The following is a 20,759-nucleotide window of genomic DNA, read 5'->3' as shown; positions in this document are numbered from 1 at the left end:
CGATTTTCCAGCAAGAACATATAATGCAGTAAACAGGTGAGAGCATGGTAAAGTTATTCGGTACTGACGGAGTCCGCGGGGTGGCCAACGCCGGCCTTACCCCGGAGTTAGCCTTTCGCCTGGGACGCGCCGGCGCTGCCGTCCTGGCGGGGCCGGAAGGCCGGGCCAGGGTGGTGGTGGGCCGGGACACGCGTATTTCCGGCGATATGCTGGAAGCCGCCCTGGTGGCCGGCATTTGTTCTGTCGGGGGTGACGTCCTGAAGGTAGGGGTGGTGCCTACCCCGGCGGTAGCCTGGTTGACCCGGGCCCTGGAAGCCGATGCCGGCGTAGTGATCTCGGCGTCCCACAACCCCGTGGCGGACAACGGCATTAAATTCTTCAGCGCCAGCGGGCACAAACTGCCTGACCCGGTGGAAGAAGAGATTGAACGGCTGGTCCTGGAAGCGGAAGATAACCTGCCCCGGCCGGTTGGCGTGGAGCTGGGGCGGGTGCGGGAGCTGGAGGAGGCTGCCGAGCGCTACATTGCCCATATCTGCAGTACCGCCGGGCGGGGCCTGGCCGGCCTGCGGGTGGTGCTGGACTGCGCCTATGGTGCCGCCTGCCGGGTCGCGCCGGCGGTTTTCCAGCGCCTGGGGGCGGAAATTTACCTCTTGCATAATACCCCCGATGGGACTAATATAAACGTCGGGTGCGGTTCCACCCACCCGGAGGTTCTCCAGGCTGAGGTTGTCGCCCGGGGGGCCGATGTGGGCCTGGCCTTTGACGGTGACGCCGACCGGGTGATTGCCGTGGATGAAAAGGGGCAGGTGGTCGATGGCGATGCCATCATGACCATCCTGGCCCTGTACCGCCAGGAGCAGGGAGGCCTGCCCGGCGGCCAGGTAGTGGTGACGGTCATGAGCAACTTCGGCCTCCACCAGGCCCTGACGGCAGCGGGCCTGCGGGTGCACCAGACCCGGGTCGGCGACCGCTATGTCCTGGAGGAGATGCTAAGGACGGGTGCCGTCCTGGGCGGCGAGCAGTCGGGCCACATTATCCTCCTGGAACATAATACTACCGGTGATGGCCTGCTTACCGGGGTGCAGCTGTTACAGGTCATGGCCGCCACCGGCCGGCCCCTGTCGGAACTGGCGGCTGCCATGCCCCACCTGCCCCAGCTGCTGGTCAATGTAACGGTGGCGGATAAAGAGGCCGCCATGGCCAGCCCTGCCCTCCTGGCAGCCGTAGCGGCGGCCCGGGAGCAGCTGGCGGGCCGGGGCCGGGTCTTAGTCAGGCCTTCGGGAACAGAACCCATTATCCGCCTCATGGTAGAAGGCCCGGACAGGGAAGAGCTGGAGGCTATTATGGCCTGCCTGCAGCGAGCTGCCGCCGGGCTGTGAGCCCTGTCGGCAAAGGAGCGCAGGAACTGCCGGATGCCGCCGCTGTTACTCGGCAGCACCAGGGTACGAAAGGGCCAGGCTGTTTTAAGCCGGCTTATCACCGCCGTTACTACCTGGTGGCGCCGGGGCATAAGGAAATCCGTTCTGGGAAAAGGGGGTGATTCTTACCCGGGCTGCAGGAGGTCCTGGTTATCCAGCAGGTTCAAGGGGAGAGATAAAGGATCAGGACAAAGGCAAGCGCCGGGACCAGCCGGCCCGCCGTTTATGCCCGGGTGAGCCAGGAGGGCCATCCAGGCAGGCGGGTGCCGGAGGGTTGACGAGGCGGGGGTTGATCGAGGCATCGGCGGGTGCCCCCCGGTCTGGTTACGACCGTCAAAGGCGCTACAAAACCCGGGAGTAATCCCGGGGACAAAGGGCGCCGGGTAACCCTTTATCTCTCCCTGGTTAAAAAAATACAGGGAGAGTGAGCTCTATATGTGCGGTATCGTTGGTTATCTGGGCCCGCGCCCGGCGGTCCCTATATTGGTTCAGGGACTGGAAAGGCTGGAATACCGGGGTTATGATTCTGCCGGTATAGCGGTATTGAACGGCGGGGGGTTGGTAGTAGAAAAGAGCGCGGGTAAGCTCCATGTCCTGAAGAGCCGTCTCAATGGCAATCTTAACGGGGCCCGGGTAGGCATCGGCCACACCCGCTGGGCCACCCACGGCCGGCCGTCCGACGTCAACGCCCATCCCCATCTGGACTGCACGGGCAAGTTTGCCGTCGTCCACAACGGCATCATTGAAAACTACCAGGAACTGCGTGAGCAGCTTGTGGACGCCGGTCACCGCTTTATTTCCGAGACGGATACGGAAGTCCTGGCCCACCTGGTGGAACAATTTTATGAAGGCGACCTGCTCCGGGCGGTCCTCAAGATGCTGCCGGGCTTACGCGGCTCCTATGCCCTGGCCGTGGCCAGCGCCTACCACCCCCAGGAGCTGGTTGGGGTACGCCAGGACAGCCCTTTGATTGTAGGCCTGGCCGATGGGGAAACTTATCTGGCTTCAGATATACCGGCCTTGCTGGCTTATACGCGTGATACTTATATTTTAGAAAACGGGGAAATTGTGCATATCAGACCCGAAGGCGCAAAGGTTTTTGATGCTCAAGGAATACCCAAATCCAAAGAGATATATCACGTAGGTTGGGATTTCCAGGCGGCCGAAAAAGGCGGCTATGCCCATTTCATGCTCAAAGAAATTCACGAGCAGCCCCGGGCATTACGCGATACCCTGAGCGGCCGCCTGCAGCCTGACGGCAAGGTAAAGTTAGAAGGCGTGAATTTAACAGCCGCAATGGCTGCTTCTATTGAAAAAATAGCCGTTATTGCCTGTGGTACCGCCCATTATGCCGGTATGGTCGGCAAGTATCTCATGGAGAAGCTGCTGCGCCTGCCTGTGGAAGATGACATTGCCTCCGAATTTCGTTACCGCGACCCCATTCTTAATGAAAAAACCCTGGGCCTGGTTATCAGCCAGTCCGGCGAAACAGCGGATACCCTGGCCAGCCTGCGGGAGGCTAAAAAAGCAGGGGCGCAGATTCTGGCCATTACCAACGTCGTCGGCAGCTCGGTGGCCAGGGAAGCCGACCACGTCATTTACACCTGGGCGGGGCCGGAAATCGCCGTGGCCTCCACCAAGGCCTATCTAACCCAGGTGGCGGCCCTCTATCTCCTGGCCCTGTACCTGGGAGAAAGGCGCGGCGCGGCTCCCTGGGCACCCGGGCTGGCCCGGGGCCTCAAGGAATTGCCGGGCCGCGTGGAGGAAGTATTAAAGCTGGAGCCCCGGATACGCGAGCTGGCCGGCCGCATGGCTGCCCACGAACACGCCTTTTTCATCGGCCGCGGCCTTGATTATGCCGTTTCCCTGGAAGGAGCCCTGAAGCTTAAGGAGATCTCCTACCTCCATGCCGAGGCCTATGCGGCCGGTGAACTGAAGCACGGCACCTTGGCCCTGATCGAAGAAGGCACGCCGGTGGTGGCCCTGGCCACCCAGGCGGAACTCCTGGAGAAGATGCTCAGCAACATCAAGGAAGTTAAGGCACGCGGCGCCTGGGTGCTGGCCCTGACCCAGGAAGGCAACACAGCGGTAGCTGCCGAGGCCGACGCCGTCCTCTACCTGCCGCCGGTATCGTCCCTGCTGGCGCCGGTGGTGACGGTAGTACCCCTGCAGCTGCTGGCCTACTACACCGCCGTCGCCCGCGGCTGCGACGTCGATAAACCGCGCAACCTGGCCAAGAGCGTGACGGTGGAGTAGCAAGATAGAATAATTCTGTTATCCTGATGTGTTGACCTTGGTTCTTCTTGCCAAGAAAAAGGCTCTCTTTCCAGATTGGGAAGAGGGCCTTTTCCTTTGAATTCATGTTGCGAACATAGTATAATCATGATTAGACTAATGATGCGAGGTACTAAAAATGGTTTTTGTAAACCGCCAAACTGAATTGAACTGGCTGGAGGAAGTTTATAAAAGCGGTTGTGCCCAGTTGCTGGTGTTATACGGCCGCCAGCGGGTTAACCTGCATCCAAAATAACAGGCTAACTCAAGTATCTCCGTATTACTGCAGCTATAAATGGTCTAAAATCATCGAGATGGTTCTGAATGACATTCCAGATTTCAGCAGCATCAATTTCGTCATAAAGATGGACTACCCGGTTGCGGAAGCGGGCCATGGCTTTATAGGTATCTTCCAGCTGCTGCGGTATCAAGCCGTTGTGGGCCGCCAGCTCAACCGTTTCGACGTAGGACTTAGGTAATCCCCACCCTTCTCTGGAGATAATATGAGCACAAATGTCCAGCATAGCTTCGATGGCTACCTGCAGCATTCTTGTGGCGGCGGCTTCGTACAAGCTATTTGATTGGAACTAGCTTAAATCCATACCTTGGAACTTTTTTAGCTCCCTCAATTCTTGTCGCATAAACTGCAACTTCTGGCGGATTTTTTCCCTATCAACCGTCACAGAAATTCCTCCCGCAGGCTAGCATCAAAATCCTGGTACAGGTTCTTCAAGTCGGGTTCAAAATCACAATAACGGCGAATGACCCCTTCCTTGAAATCGGCCAAGAGTATTTCATCTTTAACATACAGGAGGCGCCCTGTTTCTAATACCCGCATTTGCAGGGTCACCGGAACGCGATGCAGGTTCACCACGTTGATATCGTCGCTCCGCCCAATATGGCAAAATTCGGACAGCAGCTCCAATTCGCGCTTATAGTCCCACGAGGTTTCCGGCATTGGCAATACAGCCAGATCAATATCCGATAGTGCCGTTTGCCACTCCGTACCGTAGGAGCCATATAAATACAAGGCCAGGACCTCCGCCTGCCTGCCGGCGAAATCCGCCAAGCTTTTTAATTGCTTGGGAGAAAGGGTTATTTTTTCTAATTTGCGGCTCAATCTGACCACAATATCACACCCCGATTATCAGGTGTAAGGTTTCTTATTTTACAGAAAATCGTGCACCGGAAAGCTTCACCAGAGCAGAGACACCGCCGCATCCAATCGAGCTGGCTGAACATTAACTAACCTCGATACCCTAAGAGGTCTGATGCTCATTCTGTGGAGAACCATTTCTTCAGGGTCGCTTTTAACTTTAAAAACGCCGGGTTTGCGCAGCTTTCCAGGCTTACAGATATGGCTAATTGATAATACAATGAAGAAGAACGAGCCTTCCCGGTTAGTTTCAAAGCCCGTTCAAAGGCCTCTTTCGGTCGATTTGGTTTTCCCTTGCGATCTTCTGAAAAACCCTCCTGGATCAACCAGGACCTTAAATCCGTTTCTCTGCCGGTCCACCCGATTATCCGGTTAACATGGGGAGAATTACTCCACACCCATATTTCCAGTTCCGGAGAGATAACAATGGCTACGGCCCGGTCACCACAGCCGGATTGCCTCAGACGTTCTTCAATCTGTTTTTCCAGTTGTTTTCTAGATAGACGTTCGCGGCCGCAGCCCTTATGATCAAGCATTACTAGTGCATAAGTATAGTTACTCGCTATAGAACGTAAAAAATCGTGTCCTCGCAAGAGACACCCGGGGTCATTTTCGGGATGAACGAAACAATCATAGATTAGTTGACGTATCCCTAGTGACTGTGGGCGTGTCAGCAACCCCTTAATTGTGTACTCCATGTTTTTATCGGCCACGAGGACCACCAGGTCCTTAATCATCCAAGCACACCCCCGGCAAAAAGGACACCCAGGTTGGTTTCTCCCTGCCAATGTTTCAACGCCGGGTGTTCGCTGCCCAAGACGATATCGGTGGCGCCTTCGGCGGTCCTGGCGAAGCAAAGAATTTTCTTTGGTTCAGCCAGGCTTAAAATAACCGGAGAATGGGTGGCCAGAAGGATTTGAGCATTGTAAACGGAAGACAGGGACTGGAACATGGTTTCCACTGCCCTGGGGTGAATGCCATTTTCCGGTTCTTCAATCAAGTAAATGCCCTTAAAATCAGGTAGGTAAGCCGGTAGTGTAAGCGCCAGGAGGCGCAGCGTTTCATCCGACGCCATCCATGACGGTACGTTTAAACCGCCACGATAAACCAGCACCAGGTAGCAATGTTTGTCGTCTTCCCTCACTATGGTCTGAATGTCTTCCAGGTCCGGGAGCGCTGTCTGCAGGTGGGCGATCCAGTCTTTAAACTTTTCAGGTGCTTTCTCCCGCAGATTGGTCACCACCCAGGGCAGGTTGGAACCATCCGGTTTGAATCCACGCACCTGCCCGGGAGGACTGGCTTTACGCAAAAGCATACTGTTCAGGATAAACTGTTGCACACCTTCTGTCAATAAGCCTTTTAACCAGGTCGCTACAGGAAACTTGGATTCATCCTCAGGTAGGTTTCCCAGGGCTGATTTACGTGTACCCAGCTTAAATGCAGGCGACCATCCCTTGCCGGGTTCAGAGTAGACTTCAGAATAATAATTATCATTTCCCCCATAAACTTTGTTAACAACGGTACGGCCGTATTTTTTTCCTTTAGGTGTTAGAATTGTTTGCGGCGGCTCAATATAATCAGGAAACAAAGTCCTTTCTTTATAAGGAATTGGCGTTGCTTTTTTAACAAAACCTTTTCAGCAAGTATTTCCGTTTCGCCATGCTCATTCCCCACCTTAACTTCATAGCGTACGGAGTCATAGGGCTGTTTGCCCAGTTGTGCCCGTCGATCTGAAGGAATTCTGGCCTCGATGGCCAGTTCAAGACTATTCCTGTTTCGCATCCAGACCATGTCTTGAAAATTTTTCGTTCTTTCGCCCACTGCGGCATCCAGGCCTTCCGAAACAAGGCTGCCCAGAAAGGAGATTACGTCCAGGAACGTAGTTTTCCCGCTGGCGTTAGGGCCGATTAAAACGTGAAAAGGGCCGAGAGGTTGCTTGATATACCTCAAGCAGCGGAAATTTAATACTTCAATCAAAGTTATCATAAGGTACCCTCGCTAATGTTATAAATTTACATTTATCTGGAATTTTGGATGTAATAACCATAAAGTTCCATATAAATTTCTACCCTGGTTAATATTATAACCACTGCCTGAAAATAAAGAACACCTTAGGTATGTACAGTTTAGGAAAAAATCCTTTATCCTTAAGGCAGGCTATTGCTGCCGGGGGAGGGTCCCGGAATAACCATACAATTTTAACTCAAAACTGTGGGATTAACTTGGCCGGTAAATTCCGCTGGCGTTAAGTGCTACGGTGTGGTAACGGCCATTATCTCCCAGACGATAAAATTCCGCCTGCTGCCGGTCGGGGTCAATGATCCAGTATTCCCTGACGCCGGCAACTTCGTACTCCACAGGTGTCCTCGTCGCACCAGGCCAGGAATTCCTCGAAAGTCATTTTGCCTGGCAGTTAGAGCTTGCAGGTATCGTAAGTTAAAGCTGCCTCCCGGACCACGGCATCCACCTGTTTCGTACTCCCTTTCAGAACCGGAAATTCTATTCCAGAAAATACCCTCCTGGCCTTTAGTATATCATACAATGCTTTTTATTTCAGCCAGTCTTATAACGAAATCCCTACAAACTAGAACTTATGAACAGCGCATGGATTCCAACTCGCTCTATATAATGACTTTAAGGATGTTTCTATCTTTCTAACTGCAGCAACACCTGCCGTTTTCAGCAGGATTTAGGTTGAGTTTTATCAAAATGGTTACTATACCCATAATTCAGGTTTACTGGAGGTAGTTTTTTAAAGGACCAAAAGGCCAGATGACGTTGCCGAAAGAAATACGGGCTGCCCTTGATCTGGAAGAGGGTGACCGGGTTTTGCTCAAGGTTGAACCGGATGGGAAGGTTGTCCTGGAAAAAGCAATAATTATGCCTGCCGGTAAAAAGAATTAATTGCGACATGCCAATGAAAGTTAACCTGTCCAGGACAAAGGCTGGTGTTAAAAATAGCCATGAGAACAGATGAACTTAGAAAACAGATAGAGGCAGCCCGGTCAAGATATTACCGCTTACTACTAATCGTGGGACCGTTTCATTCCGGAAAGACCCAAATTCTTCTTCAATTAGCCCAGGACGCCGGCTGCCCATATATTAATTTGAGCCTTGTCCTTAGCCAGAAGCTGCTTGAATACCCCCACCGGATACGGACGTTGCGGTTGCCAAGAATCGTCGAAGCAATTATTGATGATACGGTGGGAGACACTGTTTTACTGGATAACATTGAGATACTCTTTGACCCTGCTCTCCAGCAGGACCCTTTACGCCTGCTTCAACACATCAGCCGCACCCGGACCATTGTGGCTGCATGGAGTGGAAAATTTGAAGGTCGTACACTTTAACTGCGGGTAACTGTAGTTTGAAGGGTTTCTCACAGCACTTCTAATGTTGGAGAAGATTGGGGGTAACCAGATGGCAATCGTAGGACAGCGATATGCTTATCGAGAACGTGCGCGAATGCTAGGTGAACCAGTTGTGCCTGTAATAGTTGTAAAAGAGGGGCCACCGCGATCACAAAAGGGGCGAATCCGCTACCTCGATGGTGAATACGAGGGCTTCGAAGAGTGGGTCCCCAAAAGTCGACTAGTCGCTCCATGGGAGGAAGCAAATGCATTCTGTGATGACGAACGGAGGCTATTGAATGCGGTAACAGCTTCCGGTGATGTCCAAGGGTCAATTATATATAAGGCTGCTGGAGAAGTATTCGGGGCTATCGCCGAATTGTTTGGCGAGGAGCTTATCTTCTTCGGGTGGAAGGCAATAGAGAAAAACCTAATAATCATTAGTGAATTTGAAGAATCGGTTTGCAAATTGGGCCTTAGGAGAGAAGAACTTCTTTCTGAACCACACGCCTTTATCGACCGTTACGGAGATTACAAGGCTCCATTCCATGTTAGTGAGCGAATTGTGAAAGATTTTTGTGAAAGATTCCCGAAAGAAATTATAAGGTATATACACATCGAGGAAGATAAGTTGCAGCAAGAAAACTATATTGATACCAACACTAGATATGTTGACCTTAGTTCGTGGTGCTGGATAAATTTCCCTATCTTATGGAAACCAATCCGGCTATTCCTTCCATTTTGCAGAAAGTCTGGGACGAGGGATTGAGGAATACTGGGGTAATATGTATTTTGTGTGGTTCCTATGTGGAGGTGATGGAGAGGGGGGTTCTGGGATATAAAAGTGCTCTCTATGGCAGGCGCACCGGGCAATACCTGATTGAGCCCCTGCATTTTCACAATATTGCTGGCTTTTTCCCGGGGAGGGATTCTCTATGGCTTGTGGAAGCCTACGCCGTGCTCGGTGGAGTACCGGCATACCTGCTGGAATTTATGGATGAAGATGATCTTTTTGCCGGCATTGCCCGCCGGGTGTTACGCCGGGGCACTTTCCTTTATGAAGAACCTCGTTTTCTTCTTATGCAGGAACTGCGGGAACCGGCCAATTATTTTGCTGTGCTGAGGGCTATTGCCCATGGTAAAACCCGTTTAAATGAAATGGCGGGCCTGCATGACCGCAGCGCCCCTGTTCCGGGCTAGGCTTTCGGGAGAAGTAATCTCAACGATCAAATCGGGAGCGCCGTCCATGTAGGTTTCTTTTAAAAGGTGGATCCTTTTGTTACTGACGTAAAGGAGGTCGGGCTCGCGCCCCCGGCGTAAGGTTTCCGGCAGTCGCACCAGGAAGGGGGCATCCAGAATTCGTCCAGTTTTTTTGTAATATAAGAACTCACGTATAAAGCTATATAAGAAACCCTTAACGTCCTGGTGCTTTCTCGCTGCTGGCGCCAAGACCACGACCTCCCCGTCCACCCACTCTGCCCAGGTGTCCTCGTCGCACCATGCCAGGAACTCCTCGAAAGTCATTTTGCCTGGCGGTAAGAGCTTGCCGGTATCGTAAGTTAAAGCTGCCTCCTGCACCAAGGTATCCACCTGTTTCGTACCCCCTTTCAAGACGAGAAAGTCTATTCCAGATGCCGCCAGCCGCCTGGCGGACAGCATGAAGGTGGGCAAAAGCGAGCTCCGGGTCGTTGCCGTGCTGGCGCGCCTGCAGCGCGAAACTGAGGCCGGGCGGCGGCAAATACATTAGCCCGGAGTCCCGCAACGAACTCTTTACTTTGATGGGTCGGGGCTCCGGTATCAAGGGCAGTTATGCGAACAAAATTAACGCGATGAAAACCAGATCTTCTTCACCGTTATTGATTATCGAGTGATATTCACCATTTTTTGTTAGAACCATATCGCCTGCCTTAATTATAGATTCCGTCCCGTTGTCATTTACTATTCCCTGGCCGCTAAGTATGTAATAAGCTTCTGAATCGCCGCTATGTTGGTGCCAGCCGATTGATGCACCAGGTTTAAGGGTTAACCGGGCAAATAGTCGTCCCTTGCCATTGAACTCATTTTTGCTTTCTTCTAGTATATGAACCATTGCGACGTTACCTTTGCCACCTCTTAAACCGGTAATTATTTCCTCTTTCATTTCCTGAGCTCTTCTTATCATGCAATATATCCTCCTTTGCAAAATTATATTATCTACCAGCTTTTTCTTTATTTTACCTGAGAAGGTATTAGGGAGCAAGGATAATTTTTTAAATATTGGTGCTTTAAGATACAGGAAGTGGTAATAATGGTGTCCCGACTCTGGTTTTCGGTCCGGCACATTTGCAAAGCGGTAGGGATTGTGGTACATATTAAGGAGGCGATAAACAGGCATAAGGAGTAAGGCTATGAAATTAAAGGTGACCCCCGAGGATTTCGTGGTAAGGGAACTGGCCCGCCTCCCTGCCCGGGAAAAGGGTCCTTACCGGTTGTACCTTTTGGAAAAGAAGGGCTGGAATACCATTGATCTTTTAATACGCCTTGCCAGGGCCCATGACCTTCCCTACCGCCTTTTTGCTTACGGGGGCTTGAAGGACAGGCATGCCCATACCTATCAATACGTTACGGTAAAGCATCCCGCTGATTTAACCTCTGAAGACAAAAACTTTTCCTTGCGGAGCATTGGCTATATGGACCGGCCCATGGGGCCCGACCTCCTGGAGGGAAACGAGTTTGCCATCACCCTCCGCGCCCTCAGCGCAGCAGAGGTATCCCGCATCACCCGCCGGGTTGATGAGGTGCGGGGTTTCGGCTATCCTAATTACTACGACGACCAGCGTTTCGGCAGCATGGACCGCCAGATGGGCCTCATGGCCGAAAGGCTGCTGAAGAGGCACTATAACGGCAGCCTGCAGATCTACCTTACCGGTATTTACCCGGAAGAAAAAAAAGAAGCCAGGGAACGCAAGCTCTTTTTCCGCGAGCACTGGGGTGACTGGGCGACCTGCCTTTCTCGGGCTAAAACCACCATGGAAAGTAGAATGTTTTCCTTGCTCGCAGAGAAACCAAAGGCCTACATAGAGGCTTTGCAGATGATCCCCGGAGAAGAGCTTTCGCTACTTTTTTCGGCCTACCAGAGTTTTCTCTTTAACGAGCTTTTAAGAAGGATTTTGCAGGATCTGGGGCTTGATCTTGTGGCCGTACCCGGAGTAGCCGGGCCCTACCTTTTTTACCGGCGCCTGGAAAGAAAAGAGCTTGCCTGTTTGAAGTCCCTTTTCTTGCCGCTGGCTGCCAGCCGCATGGAGTTTCCCGATGCCCGCACCGAGCAGCTCTTTGTGGCCATCATGGAGGAAAGAGGTATCAAGCGCAGCAGTTTCAACCTGCGTAAAGTCCGGCAGGCCTTTTTTAAGTCGACGCCCAGGGAAGCCGTAGTTTTTCCCGGCGATTTTCATTTGCAGCCCGCGGAGCCTGATGACCTTTACCCCGGCAGGCAGAAAATCCGCCTTTTTTTCAAACTGCCGCGGGGGAGCTACGGTACAATGCTTATCAAGAGGCTGACCATGCCATGATGACTGGCATAGCCAGCGTTTAGGAAACAGCGGTGAGGTAAGAAAAATGGCGGTAAAAGAGCGGCAGCGCCTGGATAAATTGCTGACCCACATGGGGTTTGGTACGCGTAAAGAGATTAAGAAGCTGATTAAAGAAAAACGAGTGCAGGTCAACGGCGAGTTGGCCAGAGAGCCGGGATTACATGTTATCCCCGGCCGTGATCACATTGACGTGGACGGCGAACCCTTAGAGTATAGACAGTACATCTATTTAATGTTAAATAAGCCGCAGGGTGTCCTGTCTGCCACTGAAGATAGATTGGCGAAAGTAGTAGTTGACCTGCTCCCTCCCCGGTATCGCGCCTTTCATCCATTTCCTGTCGGGCGTTTAGACAAAGACGCCGAGGGATTGCTTTTACTTACCAATGACGGCAAGCTGGCCCATCAGCTCCTGTCACCCAAAAAACATGTGCCAAAAACGTATTATGCCGTGGTTTGTGGAATGGTTACAGAAATAGATGTGGAAGCGTTTCGCCAGGGGATAATCTTAGATGACGGTTACCGTACCATGCCGGGTGAGTTAAAGATTCTCTGCCCCGGACCGGAAGCAGAGGTTGAACTCACCATTTATGAAGGAAAATATCACCAGGTAAAACGTATGTTTGCTGCTCTAGGCAAGAAAGTAACCTATCTCAAGCGGATTGCCATGGGGTCTTTGGTGCTGGACGAACAATTAAAACCCGGGGAGTACCGGGAATTGACGGCGGAAGAAATCGGCAAGCTGCGGGAATTAAACCCGCCAACGTTGCCTCCCGACCTGTTTTCAGCTAAAATATAAACGTTAGGAAACTTTTCCTTGGCAGGAAGGAGTTGAACCGTTATGAGCAGCGATATTACCCGTGCCCTGGGTAAAATTGCCTGCCCCTGCGGACTGGTAGGCGTTAAACACGGGGAGAAGCACGACCTGACCACCGTGGCCTGGTTTACCCAGGAATCCTCCAACCCGCCCCAAGTAATGGTGGCCCTGCACCCCGATCGCTATGTGTTGGAACTGTTGGATGCTGCCGGGGAGTTTGTTCTTTCCATCCTGGCCGAGGACCAGGAGAATATTGCCGTCTTCTGCGGCACCCATTCGGGGCGGAACGTGGATAAAATTAAGGAACTTGGTCTGGCTACCGAACCGGCGGCGGTGGTTGCCACTCCCAGGGTAAAAGACGCCCTGGCTAACCTGGAGTGTAAGGTCTCTGGTCACTATCAAAGCGGCGATCATGTGATTGTTGTCGGCCAGGTCGCGGCGGCCAATGTCAGCGGCGATAAAAAACCCCTTCTCTACTATGAACACAACATTACCCGCTGGAGCCGGTAAAGAGTTTGGAACCGGTAAGGGGTGAGAAAATGGCGCAGTGCAATCTGCAGGCCAATATGGAAAGGTGCACCTGTACCTATCAACCCTGCAGCCGCAAGGGTAAATGCTGCGAATGTATAACCTATCACCGGAAATATGGAGAGCTGCCTGGCTGTTTCTTTCCACCGGAAATAGAAAGAACTTATGATCGCAGCATTGCACGCTTTATAGCCTATAATAGCCGTGCCTAGTTTCACAAACGAAAGGCAAACCTGGCGTGAAGGTAGAAGGAAAAGATGGGGCCTCAGCCCCGTCTTTTTACTTCTGATTTTTCCTCAAACCGGTAAAATTTCCGGCCTCTTAATAAACTCCGCCATCCCGGCTGCCAGGCAGGGGTGACGCCATTCATGAGGGTTTCTTCCCTTGACAGGTGCCCGGAATATCCTACTCCCTGGGAGTAATACCCCTTGATTTATTGTTGCGGCGTGATTATCATTAGTGATAACTTGATTGTACGGGGAAGGAGACAACATTGGAAGGACTCAAGCTGTTGCTGGTGTTCGGGATAATGATGGTGCTCCTGGGTCGGCGGGCGCCCCTGGGACCGGTGATGCTTGGCAGCTCGCTCCTCCTGGCCGCCCTTTACCACACCGGTCCAGTTGCTTTCCTGGGCATGGCCTGGCAGGCCACCAAAAGCCCCGCTACCCTGGAGCTGGAGATTATCCTGGCTCTCATCATGCTTTTTGAACACCTCCTGGGTGAACAGGGTTACCTGGAGAGGATGCTGCAAGGGCTGCGGGGCCTCATACGCAACCGGCGGCTAGTGATGGCCCTGTTGCCGGCCTTTATCGGCCTTATGCCTTCGGCAGGGGGCGCGCTGTTTTCCGCTCCCCTGGTGGGGCAGGCGGCGGCGCGTACTGCTATAGCTGCCGAAGAAAAGAGCTTTATTAATTACTACTACCGTCATATCTGGGAGTACTTCCTACCCCTTTACCCCGGGGTTCTGTTGGCCTCCCGCCTCAGCGGGATCCCTTTACCCCACCTGATTGCTGCCCTGGCTCCTTATGGGGTGCTGGTAATCCTGTTGGGTATCCCGGCCCTCAGGCGAATAAAGATAGAAACGGAGGATGAGGTAAGGGAAGAAGTACCGGCCGGTCACCACACCCCGGCCCGGGAACTCTTCCTCAGCATCCTGCCGGTACTGGTGGTGGTGGCCCTGGTACTGGTTTTCCACGTGGAGGTCGGCCTGGCGGTGGGAGTAGTACTCCTTTTCCTGCTGGTGCGGCACCGCTATACACCGCTGAAATTCTGGCACCTGTGCCGGGAGGCCATAGCCGTAAAGACCCTCCTGCTGGTGTGGGAAGTAATGCTCTTCAAGGAGGTACTGGTAGATACCCGGGCGGTCGATGGCCTGCCTTCTTTACTGGCCATGCTGCCGGTGTCCGAATTTGTGATTTTCGGCCTCATAAGCTTCTTGGTAGGCATGCTGACCGGCCTGACGGTAGCCTATGTGGGGATTGCCTTTCCCATTGTCATGGCTGCTGTGGGCGGCCAGATGAGCCTGCCCCTGACGGTATTCATTTTTATAGCCGGCTTTACCGGGAACATGTTAACCCCCATGCACCTCTGCCTGGCTCTCACCGTGGACTTCTTCAAGGCCGACCTGCGCAAGGTGCTCAGGATGATGGTTGGCCCGGAGGCGGCACTCCTGGCGGTAGCTGTCGCCGCGTATCTGGTCTTGTAACCCTCAGCGGAACAGCTCTGTCGTTCAGGTGTTAGTGTTATTTTCTCTAACAAGTAGCATTAAATCCGACTTTATGATACAATGGTTCATAAATCGGAGTATAAGCGGAGAGGGTATGGAGATAGGCCGGTTACCTGTTTTAGTTACATTTAACTGAGTGTAAAGGAAGCCTGGTACTTAGCCACAATTGAAGGGAGGCTGAGGTTATGTTCCTTGCCTGCCAGCTGTCCCTCTACCCCCTGGGGACGGCCGCCTATACGCCGGTAATTAAGGAAGCGGTAGCGGCCCTGGAGCAGAGCGGGGTGGAAGTAGAGGTCAATGCCATGAGCACCATTATCCGCGGTGAGGAGGAGGCCGTTTGGCGGGCGGCCCGGCAGCTTTTCCAGGTGGCGGCGGACCGGTACGAGGCAGTCCTGGTCATGACCGTCTCCAACCGCTGCGGCTGCCAGGTGGCCAGAGGCTAAGTGAAGACATAACGCCCGTTTGTAGGGTCAGTAGAAGGGGCCAGAAGGCCTCTTTTTTCGGTAAATTGCCGGAAGCCTGTTTACCACCCGGCTGGACCCTGGTCCTTGACAAACCAGATTTTAGAGCATAAACTAATATATGCATGAATTCGCATATAAGGAGGACATTCATTGGCTGAGAGACTCTACAGCCTGAAGGCGGAATTTTTTAAAGCCCTGGCCCACCCGACCCGGGTGAGGATCCTGGAACAACTGCGCCAGGGGGAGAAGTGTGTCTGCGAGTTTATAGAAGACCTGGAACTGGAGCAACCGAATATCTCCCAGCACCTGGCCGTGCTGCGCAAGGAGGACATTGTCATTACCCGCAAAGAAGGTTTAAAGGTTCTCTACCGGGTCAAGCACCCAGAAATCTTCGAGGTTCTGGACCTGGTGGGCGGTATTTTGACCCAGGAGATAGCCACCACCATGGCGGAACTGCAGGGGCTACAGGGTAAAGATGAAAGGAAGGGAAGTTAGACCGGGCTGCAACCCCTGGTGCGGGTAACTACCGCAAAAGATATGTAGCGGGGGAAGCTATAAGCTTCCTTTTCTATTTTCTCCAAGAATTATAAAACGTAGTGCGATAATTGAACTTCCTGAGCTTGACATTGAAGGAGTAGATAAATATACTACAATTAAACAATTGATTAATCGTTTGGAGTGATTATCCTTGCCTAATAATGACCTCTGTGATAGCTTCTGTCCTTCCGGCCACCTTGAGCACCTGAAGGACAAGGTGCTGGATGTAGCCGGTTTATCGGAATTTTTTAAGGTCCTCGGGGACGAAACCCGGACCAAAATCCTCTATCTGCTGGCCCACCAGGAACTTTGCGTGTGTGATCTGGCAGCGCTCCTGGACACGAGTTTGCCTGCCGTCTCCCACCACCTGCGCCTGCTGAAAGCTTTACGCCTGGTCAAGTATCGCCGGGACGGCAAGATGGTCTATTATTCGCTGGATGATGAGCACATCTTAAACCTGATCCGTGAGGCTCAGGCCCACTTTGCTGAGGGGAGATAGGAGGCCAAGGTATGCGTTACACCCTGGAGGGACTGGATTGCGCCAGCTGCGCTGCCAGGATTGAGCGAGAACTGCGTAAAGTTAAAGGCTTAGAAAAGGTTACCGTTAACTTCGCCAACCAGAGCTTAGACCTGCCCCCGGAACTGCTCCCGGCGGCCCGGGAGGTCATCGCCCGGGTCGAACCCTGCGTGAATATTATAGATATTACCAACCAGAGGCCTGTGGCTGAGGAGGAAGCAGCATGGGAAGAGAAAAGACAGCTCTATCTCCTTATAGCCGCAGGTTTTTTCCTGGCGGTAGGATTTATTTTTAACGAATCGCTTCATCGCACTCCTTATTCGTGGGCCGAGTATACGATTCTTTTGTCCTCCTACTTCCTGGTAGGCTGGCGGGTGCTTACGACAGCGGTGCGCAATCTGACCCGGGGCCAGTTTTTTGACGAAAACTTCCTGATGACCATTGCCACTATTGGCGCCATTGCCATTCACCAGCTACCCGAGGCGGCAGCGGTGATGCTCTTTTATGCTGTAGGCGAGTATTTCCAGGAGCGGGCTGTCAATCGCTCCCGCCGTTCCATTGCCGCCCTGCTGGATATCAGGCCGGAGTTCGCCAACTTGAAGCTAAACGGGGAAACAAAACAGGTACGGCCGGAGGAGGTAGAGGTGGGTCAAACTATTGTTGTCAAGCCGGGCGAGAGAGTGCCCCTGGACGGCGAGGTGGTGGAGGGCGTTTCCTTTGTCGACACCTCGGCCCTGACGGGGGAAGCCGTGCCCCGGAAGGTGGAAAAGGGTGAAAAAATCCTGGCCGGGATGATTAACGGCCAGGGCCTCCTGACCGTCAAAGTGACGAGGCCCTTCGGCGAATCCTCTGTGGCTCGTATCCTGGAGCTGGTAGAAAACGCCGCGGCCCGTAAAGCCCCGACGGAGCAGTTTATCACTGCCTTTTCCCGTTACTACACCCCAGCAGTGGTCTTGGGAGCCCTGGCCCTGGCGGTCATCCCGCCCCTGGTCCTGCCCGGGGCTACCTTCTCGACATGGGTCTACCGGGCTCTGGTTTTACTCGTCATCTCCTGCCCCTGCGCCCTGGTAGTTTCTATCCCCCTGGGATACTTCGGTGGCATCGGCGCGGCTTCGCGCCAGGGCATCCTGGTCAAGGGCGCCAACTTCCTGGACGCCCTGACCGGGCTGCATACCGTGGTTTTTGATAAAACCGGTACCCTGACGAAAGGAGTTTTCCGGGTTACGCAGGTGGTTCCATCCAACGGTTTTCAGGAAGATGAACTCCTGGCAGCAGCTGCTGCCGCCGAGGTCTACTCCAGCCATCCCATCGCCCAGTCCATCCGGGTGGCCTACGGGCAGGAGATTGACTCCGAGAGGGTCAGCGAGTACCAGGAAATTCCCGGCCACGGCATCAGCGCCGTGGTCGACGGGAAAAGGGTCCTGGCCGGTAACGATCGTTTAATGCACCGGGAAGGGATCGCGCACGATGTATGCAGCGTGGCAGGCACCGGTGTTCACGTGGCCATTGACGGCACCTTTGCCGGCTACATCGTCATTGCCGATGAGGTGAAAACCGATGCCAGGGAGGCTATTACCAGGCTTAAGGAGCTGGGTATAAAGAAAATAGTGATGCTTACCGGCGATGAGGAGGCGGTGGCCCGCCGGGTGGCTGAAGAAGTGGGCGTCGACGCTTATTTTGCCGAGATCCTGCCGGAAGACAAGGTGGCGAAAGTAGAGGAATTGCAGGCCGCTCTGCCTGACCGCCGCCGGAAAATTGCCTTCGTGGGCGACGGCATCAATGACGCCCCGGTTATTACCCGGGCCGACATAGGGGTGGCCATGGGCGGCTTGGGGAGTGATGCCGCCATCGAGGCCGCCGATGTGGTCCTTATGGAGGACGCCCCTTTCAAACTGGCCACGGCTGTGGAAATTAGCCGGCATACAGCCCGGATCGTGAAACAAAATGTGGCCGTGGCCCTGGGCGTCAAAGGATTCTTTCTTATCCTGGGAGCCTTTGGCGTGGCCACCATCTGGGAAGCCGTTTTTGCCGATGTAGGCGTCACGCTAGCAGCTATCTTCAACGCCACTAGGATACTGTGGTATGGCGGCAAGGCTGTCCCGCCGGAACAGGCTTAACATTTGCCACCTCTGGCCGTCCGGCGTTAAAACCGCCGGTCCAGGGAAAATGATTATTTATCGACGGGAGAGAGGTACAGATTTATTAATTATGCTATAATTGTTTTAAAGTTGCATCGGGGGGCGGCTGTACTGATGTCCACCGGGCGGTCAAAGTTAATTTTATTCCTGGCGTTTATTTTGCTCATATTACTGTTATCAGGATGCGCTAAAACAAACCGTGAAGGGATAATAAAACTCAACGATTTACGCAGCGACTATCCGGGAGCCAGTTACAATGGTTCTGCCCAACCGGGAGACTTGCAACGTCCCCTACGTTTGGCCGCCGCTCCTGTGATTTCTCCGGAAGAAGGATACCCGGCCTATACTGATTTAGCCGGATATTTAGAAGAGCGCTTGGGATATCCTGTTGAATTTGTTACCCGTCCCACCTATGCGGAAGTAAACTTGTTGATGAATTCAGGGGACATTGATGTAGCCTTTGTATGCACCTATGCTTACGTCAAGGGCTAGCGCGATTTCGGCATGGAACTGGTGGCGGCTCCGGAATTTGACGGACGGGCGGCATATGCTTCGTACATTATTGTTCCCGCTTCCAGTCCGGCCAAGAATTTTTACGATCTTGAAGGTAAGCGCTTTGCTTTTTCCGATCCCATGTCCATGAGCGGGCGGCTGGTACCCTTATACTATATAACGCAAAGGGGAAAGACTGCGGAAACCTTTTTCCGGAACTATATTTTTACCTACAGCCACGACAAGTCCATCCGGGCCGTGGCTGACGGCTTGGTTGACGGAGCCGCCGTCGACAGCCTTGTGTTTGCAGCATTTGCCAAAAAACATCCCGAAATTATTGCCAAAGTAAAGGTTGTGCAACGATCGGAAGATTTCATGTCACCGCCGGTGGTGATGCGACCGACCCTAGACCCGGCGCTTAAAGAAAAAATCACCTCGACCTTTTTAAAAATGCATGAAACAGAGGCAGGTCGCAGGATTTTGGCGGAACTGGGCATTGAACGTTTTGTGGCCATTACGGATGAAGCCTATAATCCCGTTCGCGAGATTGCCCGGAAGGTGGGTTATCCGTGAGGGTGTTCCGGGCGAAAATAGGCGGCAGTTTTCATCATAAAGTGTTATTTTTAGTTTTGACGATAATCTTGCTTATGGGTTTGGCCATGACCGTGCAAACCAGAGTCATCCTGGCGGGTTCTTTAAGTCGGCAGCTTGATCAGCGGGCCCTGACCACGGCCGAGGCTGTAGCGGCCCAAAGCACCGAACTTATTTTAACCGGTGACCTTTACGCCTTGCATCAAATGTTGCGGGATATGCAAACCAGCGGCGAGGATATTCGCTATATTTTCATCCAGGATAATTGGGGAAGGGTCTTGTCCCATACCTTCGTAGGCGGTTTTCCCATAGATTTGCTGGCATACAACCCAGCAGTGGCGACAAAAATAGAAAACCAGAAAATTTTGGCTACCGATGAGGGATTAATTCATCAAGCGACCGTCCCTATCATGGGTGGCCAATTGGGAGTGGTGCGCGGGGGCACCGCCGTCTATGTGGATATCCCACTTCCGGTTGCAGGTCGGAGCGGAGGTGATAGAAATGGAACCTGTTAAAAAGATCCGAGTGCTCATAGCCGACGATCACAACGTCGTTTTGACCGGTTTACGATTTTTAATCAATGCCGAACCGGATATGCAGGTGGTAGGAGAGGCCGGTGACGGTGACCAGGCACTGCGTCTGGCCAGGAAGCTTATGCCGGATATACTCCTTTTGGATATCAGCATGCCCTTTTGCAACGGTTTTACCGTGGTCCAGCGAATTATCGCCGAAATGCCTTCGATTAAAGTAATCATTCTCTCAATGCATGAAGAGCGCGAATATGTAGAAAAGGCCCTGAAGGCTGGAGCTTCTGGGTATATTATCAAAAGAGCTGCCGATAATGACTTAATCGAGGCCATCAGGGTAGTAAACGCCGGTGGCGTTTTCATCCATCCGGCAGTGGCCAGGACTTTAATCGAGGCCTTGCAAAAGGGAACGAAGGCTGGTGGGGCCCACGAAGGCGTTCACCTGACGAGGAAGGGCAATAATCTAACCCAAAGGGAGATAGAAGTTTTACGCCTTGTGGCTTTAGGCCATACCAACCAGGAAATCGCCGAAATGTTGTCCCTAAGTGTAAAAACGGTAGAAACTCACAAAATGAATATGACCAGGAAACTCAATTGCAACAGCCGGGCGGAACTGGTCCGTTATGCCTTGCAGCAGGGGCTGATACCCAGGGAATAA

Annotated in this window: 24 protein-coding genes and 3 pseudogenes; 18 read left to right on the top strand and 9 right to left on the bottom strand. The window is 52.9% G+C overall.

From position 1 onward, the window contains the following. Positions 1-44 precede the first annotated feature (44 nt). A complete protein-coding gene (glmM, locus tag MOST_RS06975) occupies positions 45-1,379 on the top strand; it encodes a phosphoglucosamine mutase (protein WP_054938149.1) in 1,335 nt (444 codons plus the stop codon). Positions 1,380-1,543: 164 nt separating this feature from the next. On the opposite strand, the gene MOST_RS17215 is transcribed toward glmM, so the two are convergent. After that, a complete protein-coding gene (locus tag MOST_RS17215; RefSeq protein ID WP_157049512.1) occupies positions 1,544-1,720 on the bottom strand; it encodes a hypothetical protein in 177 nt (58 codons plus the stop codon). 133 nt (positions 1,721-1,853) lie between these two features. On the opposite strand from MOST_RS17215, the gene glmS reads away from it, so the two are divergent. Then, entirely contained in the window at positions 1,854-3,674 is a 1,821-nt protein-coding gene (glmS, locus tag MOST_RS06970) for a glutamine--fructose-6-phosphate transaminase (isomerizing) (RefSeq protein WP_054938148.1), read from the top strand. A 278-nt stretch (positions 3,675-3,952) separates the two neighbouring features. Here glmS and hepT read toward each other — a convergent pair. From hepT to MOST_RS17635, 6 genes and pseudogenes are all read right to left on the bottom strand, one after another. Further along, positions 3,953-4,267: pseudogene (hepT, locus tag MOST_RS06965) on the bottom strand (type VII toxin-antitoxin system HepT family RNase toxin); the annotation flags it as partial. Between the two features lie 104 nt (positions 4,268-4,371). Next, positions 4,372-4,821 carry a type VII toxin-antitoxin system MntA family adenylyltransferase antitoxin gene (mntA, locus tag MOST_RS06960; RefSeq protein ID WP_054938146.1) on the bottom strand — a complete coding sequence of 150 codons (450 nt, stop codon included), beginning with the start codon at positions 4,819-4,821 and terminating at the stop codon, positions 4,372-4,374. Between the two features lie 146 nt (positions 4,822-4,967). Continuing rightward, a complete protein-coding gene (mads4, locus tag MOST_RS06955) occupies positions 4,968-5,585 on the bottom strand; it encodes a methylation-associated defense system protein MAD4 (RefSeq protein WP_054938145.1) in 618 nt (205 codons plus the stop codon). Continuing rightward, positions 5,582-6,436, bottom strand: a complete 855-nt coding sequence (locus tag MOST_RS17645; protein WP_244267258.1) for an AAA family ATPase — start codon at positions 6,434-6,436, stop codon at positions 5,582-5,584. Before MOST_RS17645 ends, mads4 begins: the two co-directional genes overlap by 4 nt. Beyond that, positions 6,397-6,825 (bottom strand): AAA family ATPase, encoded by a 429-nt coding sequence (locus MOST_RS17640; protein WP_208974879.1) that lies wholly within the window; start codon positions 6,823-6,825, stop codon positions 6,397-6,399. The genes MOST_RS17645 and MOST_RS17640 overlap by 40 nt, the downstream gene beginning before the upstream one ends. Before the next feature lie 240 nt (positions 6,826-7,065). Continuing rightward, positions 7,066-7,206 carry a Uma2 family endonuclease gene (locus MOST_RS17635; protein WP_083476834.1) on the bottom strand — a complete coding sequence of 47 codons (141 nt, stop codon included), beginning with the start codon at positions 7,204-7,206 and terminating at the stop codon, positions 7,066-7,068. A 411-nt stretch (positions 7,207-7,617) separates the two neighbouring features. Here MOST_RS17635 and MOST_RS06940 point away from each other — a divergent pair. From MOST_RS06940 to MOST_RS06925, 4 genes and pseudogenes are all read left to right on the top strand, one after another. Further along, positions 7,618-7,752, top strand: a pseudogene (locus MOST_RS06940) (AbrB/MazE/SpoVT family DNA-binding domain-containing protein); the annotation flags it as partial. Between the two features lie 59 nt (positions 7,753-7,811). Next, entirely contained in the window at positions 7,812-8,198 is a 387-nt protein-coding gene (brxF, locus tag MOST_RS06935; protein WP_106007068.1) for a BREX-3 system P-loop-containing protein BrxF, read from the top strand. 70 nt (positions 8,199-8,268) lie between these two features. Further along, complete coding sequence (locus MOST_RS06930; RefSeq protein ID WP_054938144.1) at positions 8,269-8,967, top strand: hypothetical protein; 699 nt, start codon at positions 8,269-8,271, stop codon at positions 8,965-8,967. Positions 8,968-9,014: 47 nt separating this feature from the next. After that, on the top strand, positions 9,015-9,398 hold the full coding sequence (locus tag MOST_RS06925) for an AAA family ATPase (RefSeq protein WP_054938143.1): 384 nt from the start codon (positions 9,015-9,017) through the stop codon (positions 9,396-9,398). On the opposite strand, the gene MOST_RS06920 is transcribed toward MOST_RS06925, so the two are convergent. Beyond that, positions 9,348-9,788, bottom strand: a complete 441-nt coding sequence (locus tag MOST_RS06920) for a Uma2 family endonuclease (RefSeq protein WP_054938142.1) — start codon at positions 9,786-9,788, stop codon at positions 9,348-9,350. The genes MOST_RS06925 and MOST_RS06920 overlap by 51 nt on opposite strands. A gap of 217 nt (positions 9,789-10,005) precedes the next feature. Further along, positions 10,006-10,359, bottom strand: coding sequence for a cupin domain-containing protein (locus MOST_RS06915; protein WP_054938141.1), 354 nt, complete (start codon positions 10,357-10,359; stop codon positions 10,006-10,008). Between the two features lie 226 nt (positions 10,360-10,585). Between MOST_RS06915 and truD the strand changes: the two genes are divergently transcribed. The 12 genes and pseudogenes from truD (at position 10,586) to MOST_RS06850 (ending at position 20,759) form a co-directional block, all read left to right on the top strand. Further along, complete coding sequence (truD, locus tag MOST_RS06910; RefSeq protein WP_054938140.1) at positions 10,586-11,746, top strand: tRNA pseudouridine(13) synthase TruD; 1,161 nt, start codon at positions 10,586-10,588, stop codon at positions 11,744-11,746. Positions 11,747-11,792: 46 nt separating this feature from the next. Continuing rightward, positions 11,793-12,563, top strand: a complete 771-nt coding sequence (locus MOST_RS06905) for a pseudouridine synthase (protein ID WP_054938139.1) — start codon at positions 11,793-11,795, stop codon at positions 12,561-12,563. A 42-nt stretch (positions 12,564-12,605) separates the two neighbouring features. After that, positions 12,606-13,091, top strand: coding sequence for a flavin reductase family protein (locus tag MOST_RS06900; protein WP_054938138.1), 486 nt, complete (start codon positions 12,606-12,608; stop codon positions 13,089-13,091). Between the two features lie 29 nt (positions 13,092-13,120). Then, complete coding sequence (locus MOST_RS17920) at positions 13,121-13,321, top strand: DUF6485 family protein (protein WP_054938217.1); 201 nt, start codon at positions 13,121-13,123, stop codon at positions 13,319-13,321. A gap of 281 nt (positions 13,322-13,602) precedes the next feature. Continuing rightward, complete coding sequence (locus MOST_RS06890) at positions 13,603-14,814, top strand: DUF401 family protein (RefSeq protein WP_083476831.1); 1,212 nt, start codon at positions 13,603-13,605, stop codon at positions 14,812-14,814. Between the two features lie 206 nt (positions 14,815-15,020). Next, a complete protein-coding gene (locus tag MOST_RS06885) occupies positions 15,021-15,278 on the top strand; it encodes a YkoF family thiamine/hydroxymethylpyrimidine-binding protein (protein WP_054938137.1) in 258 nt (85 codons plus the stop codon). A 171-nt stretch (positions 15,279-15,449) separates the two neighbouring features. Then, entirely contained in the window at positions 15,450-15,794 is a 345-nt protein-coding gene (locus tag MOST_RS06880; RefSeq protein ID WP_054938136.1) for an ArsR/SmtB family transcription factor, read from the top strand. Between the two features lie 193 nt (positions 15,795-15,987). After that, positions 15,988-16,335, top strand: coding sequence for an ArsR/SmtB family transcription factor (locus tag MOST_RS06875; RefSeq protein WP_054938135.1), 348 nt, complete (start codon positions 15,988-15,990; stop codon positions 16,333-16,335). Between the two features lie 11 nt (positions 16,336-16,346). Continuing rightward, positions 16,347-18,470, top strand: a complete 2,124-nt coding sequence (locus MOST_RS06870; protein WP_054938134.1) for a heavy metal translocating P-type ATPase — start codon at positions 16,347-16,349, stop codon at positions 18,468-18,470. A 135-nt stretch (positions 18,471-18,605) separates the two neighbouring features. After that, positions 18,606-19,556: pseudogene (locus tag MOST_RS17915) on the top strand (substrate-binding domain-containing protein). After that, the gene (locus MOST_RS06855) at positions 19,553-20,089 is read left to right on the top strand and encodes a hypothetical protein (protein ID WP_054938131.1); all 537 of its coding nucleotides are present in this window, start codon (positions 19,553-19,555) and stop codon (positions 20,087-20,089) included. Before MOST_RS17915 ends, MOST_RS06855 begins: the two are co-directional and overlap by 4 nt. Next, entirely contained in the window at positions 20,076-20,759 is a 684-nt protein-coding gene (locus MOST_RS06850) for a response regulator (RefSeq protein WP_054938130.1), read from the top strand. Before MOST_RS06855 ends, MOST_RS06850 begins: the two co-directional genes overlap by 14 nt.

The sequence above is a fragment of the Neomoorella stamsii genome (assembly GCF_002995805.1).
Lineage (GTDB): Bacteria > Bacillota > DSM-521 > Neomoorellales > Neomoorellaceae > Neomoorella > Neomoorella stamsii.
This window is presented reverse-complemented; position numbering and strand designations above follow the sequence as displayed.

Excerpts from the sequence above, each read along its gene's own strand:
- glmM (WP_054938149.1), top strand. The coding sequence starts at position 45 with ATGGTAAAGTTATTCGGTACTGACGGAGTCCGCGGGGTGGCCAACGCC.
- MOST_RS17215 (WP_157049512.1), bottom strand. The coding sequence starts at position 1,720 with ATGCCTCGATCAACCCCCGCCTCGTCAACCCTCCGGCACCCGCCTGCC.
- glmS (WP_054938148.1), top strand. The coding sequence starts at position 1,854 with ATGTGCGGTATCGTTGGTTATCTGGGCCCGCGCCCGGCGGTCCCTATA.
- mads4 (WP_054938145.1), bottom strand. The coding sequence starts at position 5,585 with ATGATTAAGGACCTGGTGGTCCTCGTGGCCGATAAAAACATGGAGTAC.
- brxF (WP_106007068.1), top strand. The coding sequence starts at position 7,812 with ATGAGAACAGATGAACTTAGAAAACAGATAGAGGCAGCCCGGTCAAGA.
- MOST_RS06930 (WP_054938144.1), top strand. The coding sequence starts at position 8,269 with ATGGCAATCGTAGGACAGCGATATGCTTATCGAGAACGTGCGCGAATG.
- MOST_RS06925 (WP_054938143.1), top strand. The coding sequence starts at position 9,015 with ATGGAGAGGGGGGTTCTGGGATATAAAAGTGCTCTCTATGGCAGGCGC.
- MOST_RS06915 (WP_054938141.1), bottom strand. The coding sequence starts at position 10,359 with ATGATAAGAAGAGCTCAGGAAATGAAAGAGGAAATAATTACCGGTTTA.
- truD (WP_054938140.1), top strand. The coding sequence starts at position 10,586 with ATGAAATTAAAGGTGACCCCCGAGGATTTCGTGGTAAGGGAACTGGCC.
- MOST_RS06905 (WP_054938139.1), top strand. The coding sequence starts at position 11,793 with ATGGCGGTAAAAGAGCGGCAGCGCCTGGATAAATTGCTGACCCACATG.
- MOST_RS06900 (WP_054938138.1), top strand. The coding sequence starts at position 12,606 with ATGAGCAGCGATATTACCCGTGCCCTGGGTAAAATTGCCTGCCCCTGC.
- MOST_RS17920 (WP_054938217.1), top strand. The coding sequence starts at position 13,121 with ATGGCGCAGTGCAATCTGCAGGCCAATATGGAAAGGTGCACCTGTACC.
- MOST_RS06885 (WP_054938137.1), top strand. The coding sequence starts at position 15,021 with ATGTTCCTTGCCTGCCAGCTGTCCCTCTACCCCCTGGGGACGGCCGCC.
- MOST_RS06870 (WP_054938134.1), top strand. The coding sequence starts at position 16,347 with ATGCGTTACACCCTGGAGGGACTGGATTGCGCCAGCTGCGCTGCCAGG.
- MOST_RS06850 (WP_054938130.1), top strand. The coding sequence starts at position 20,076 with ATGGAACCTGTTAAAAAGATCCGAGTGCTCATAGCCGACGATCACAAC.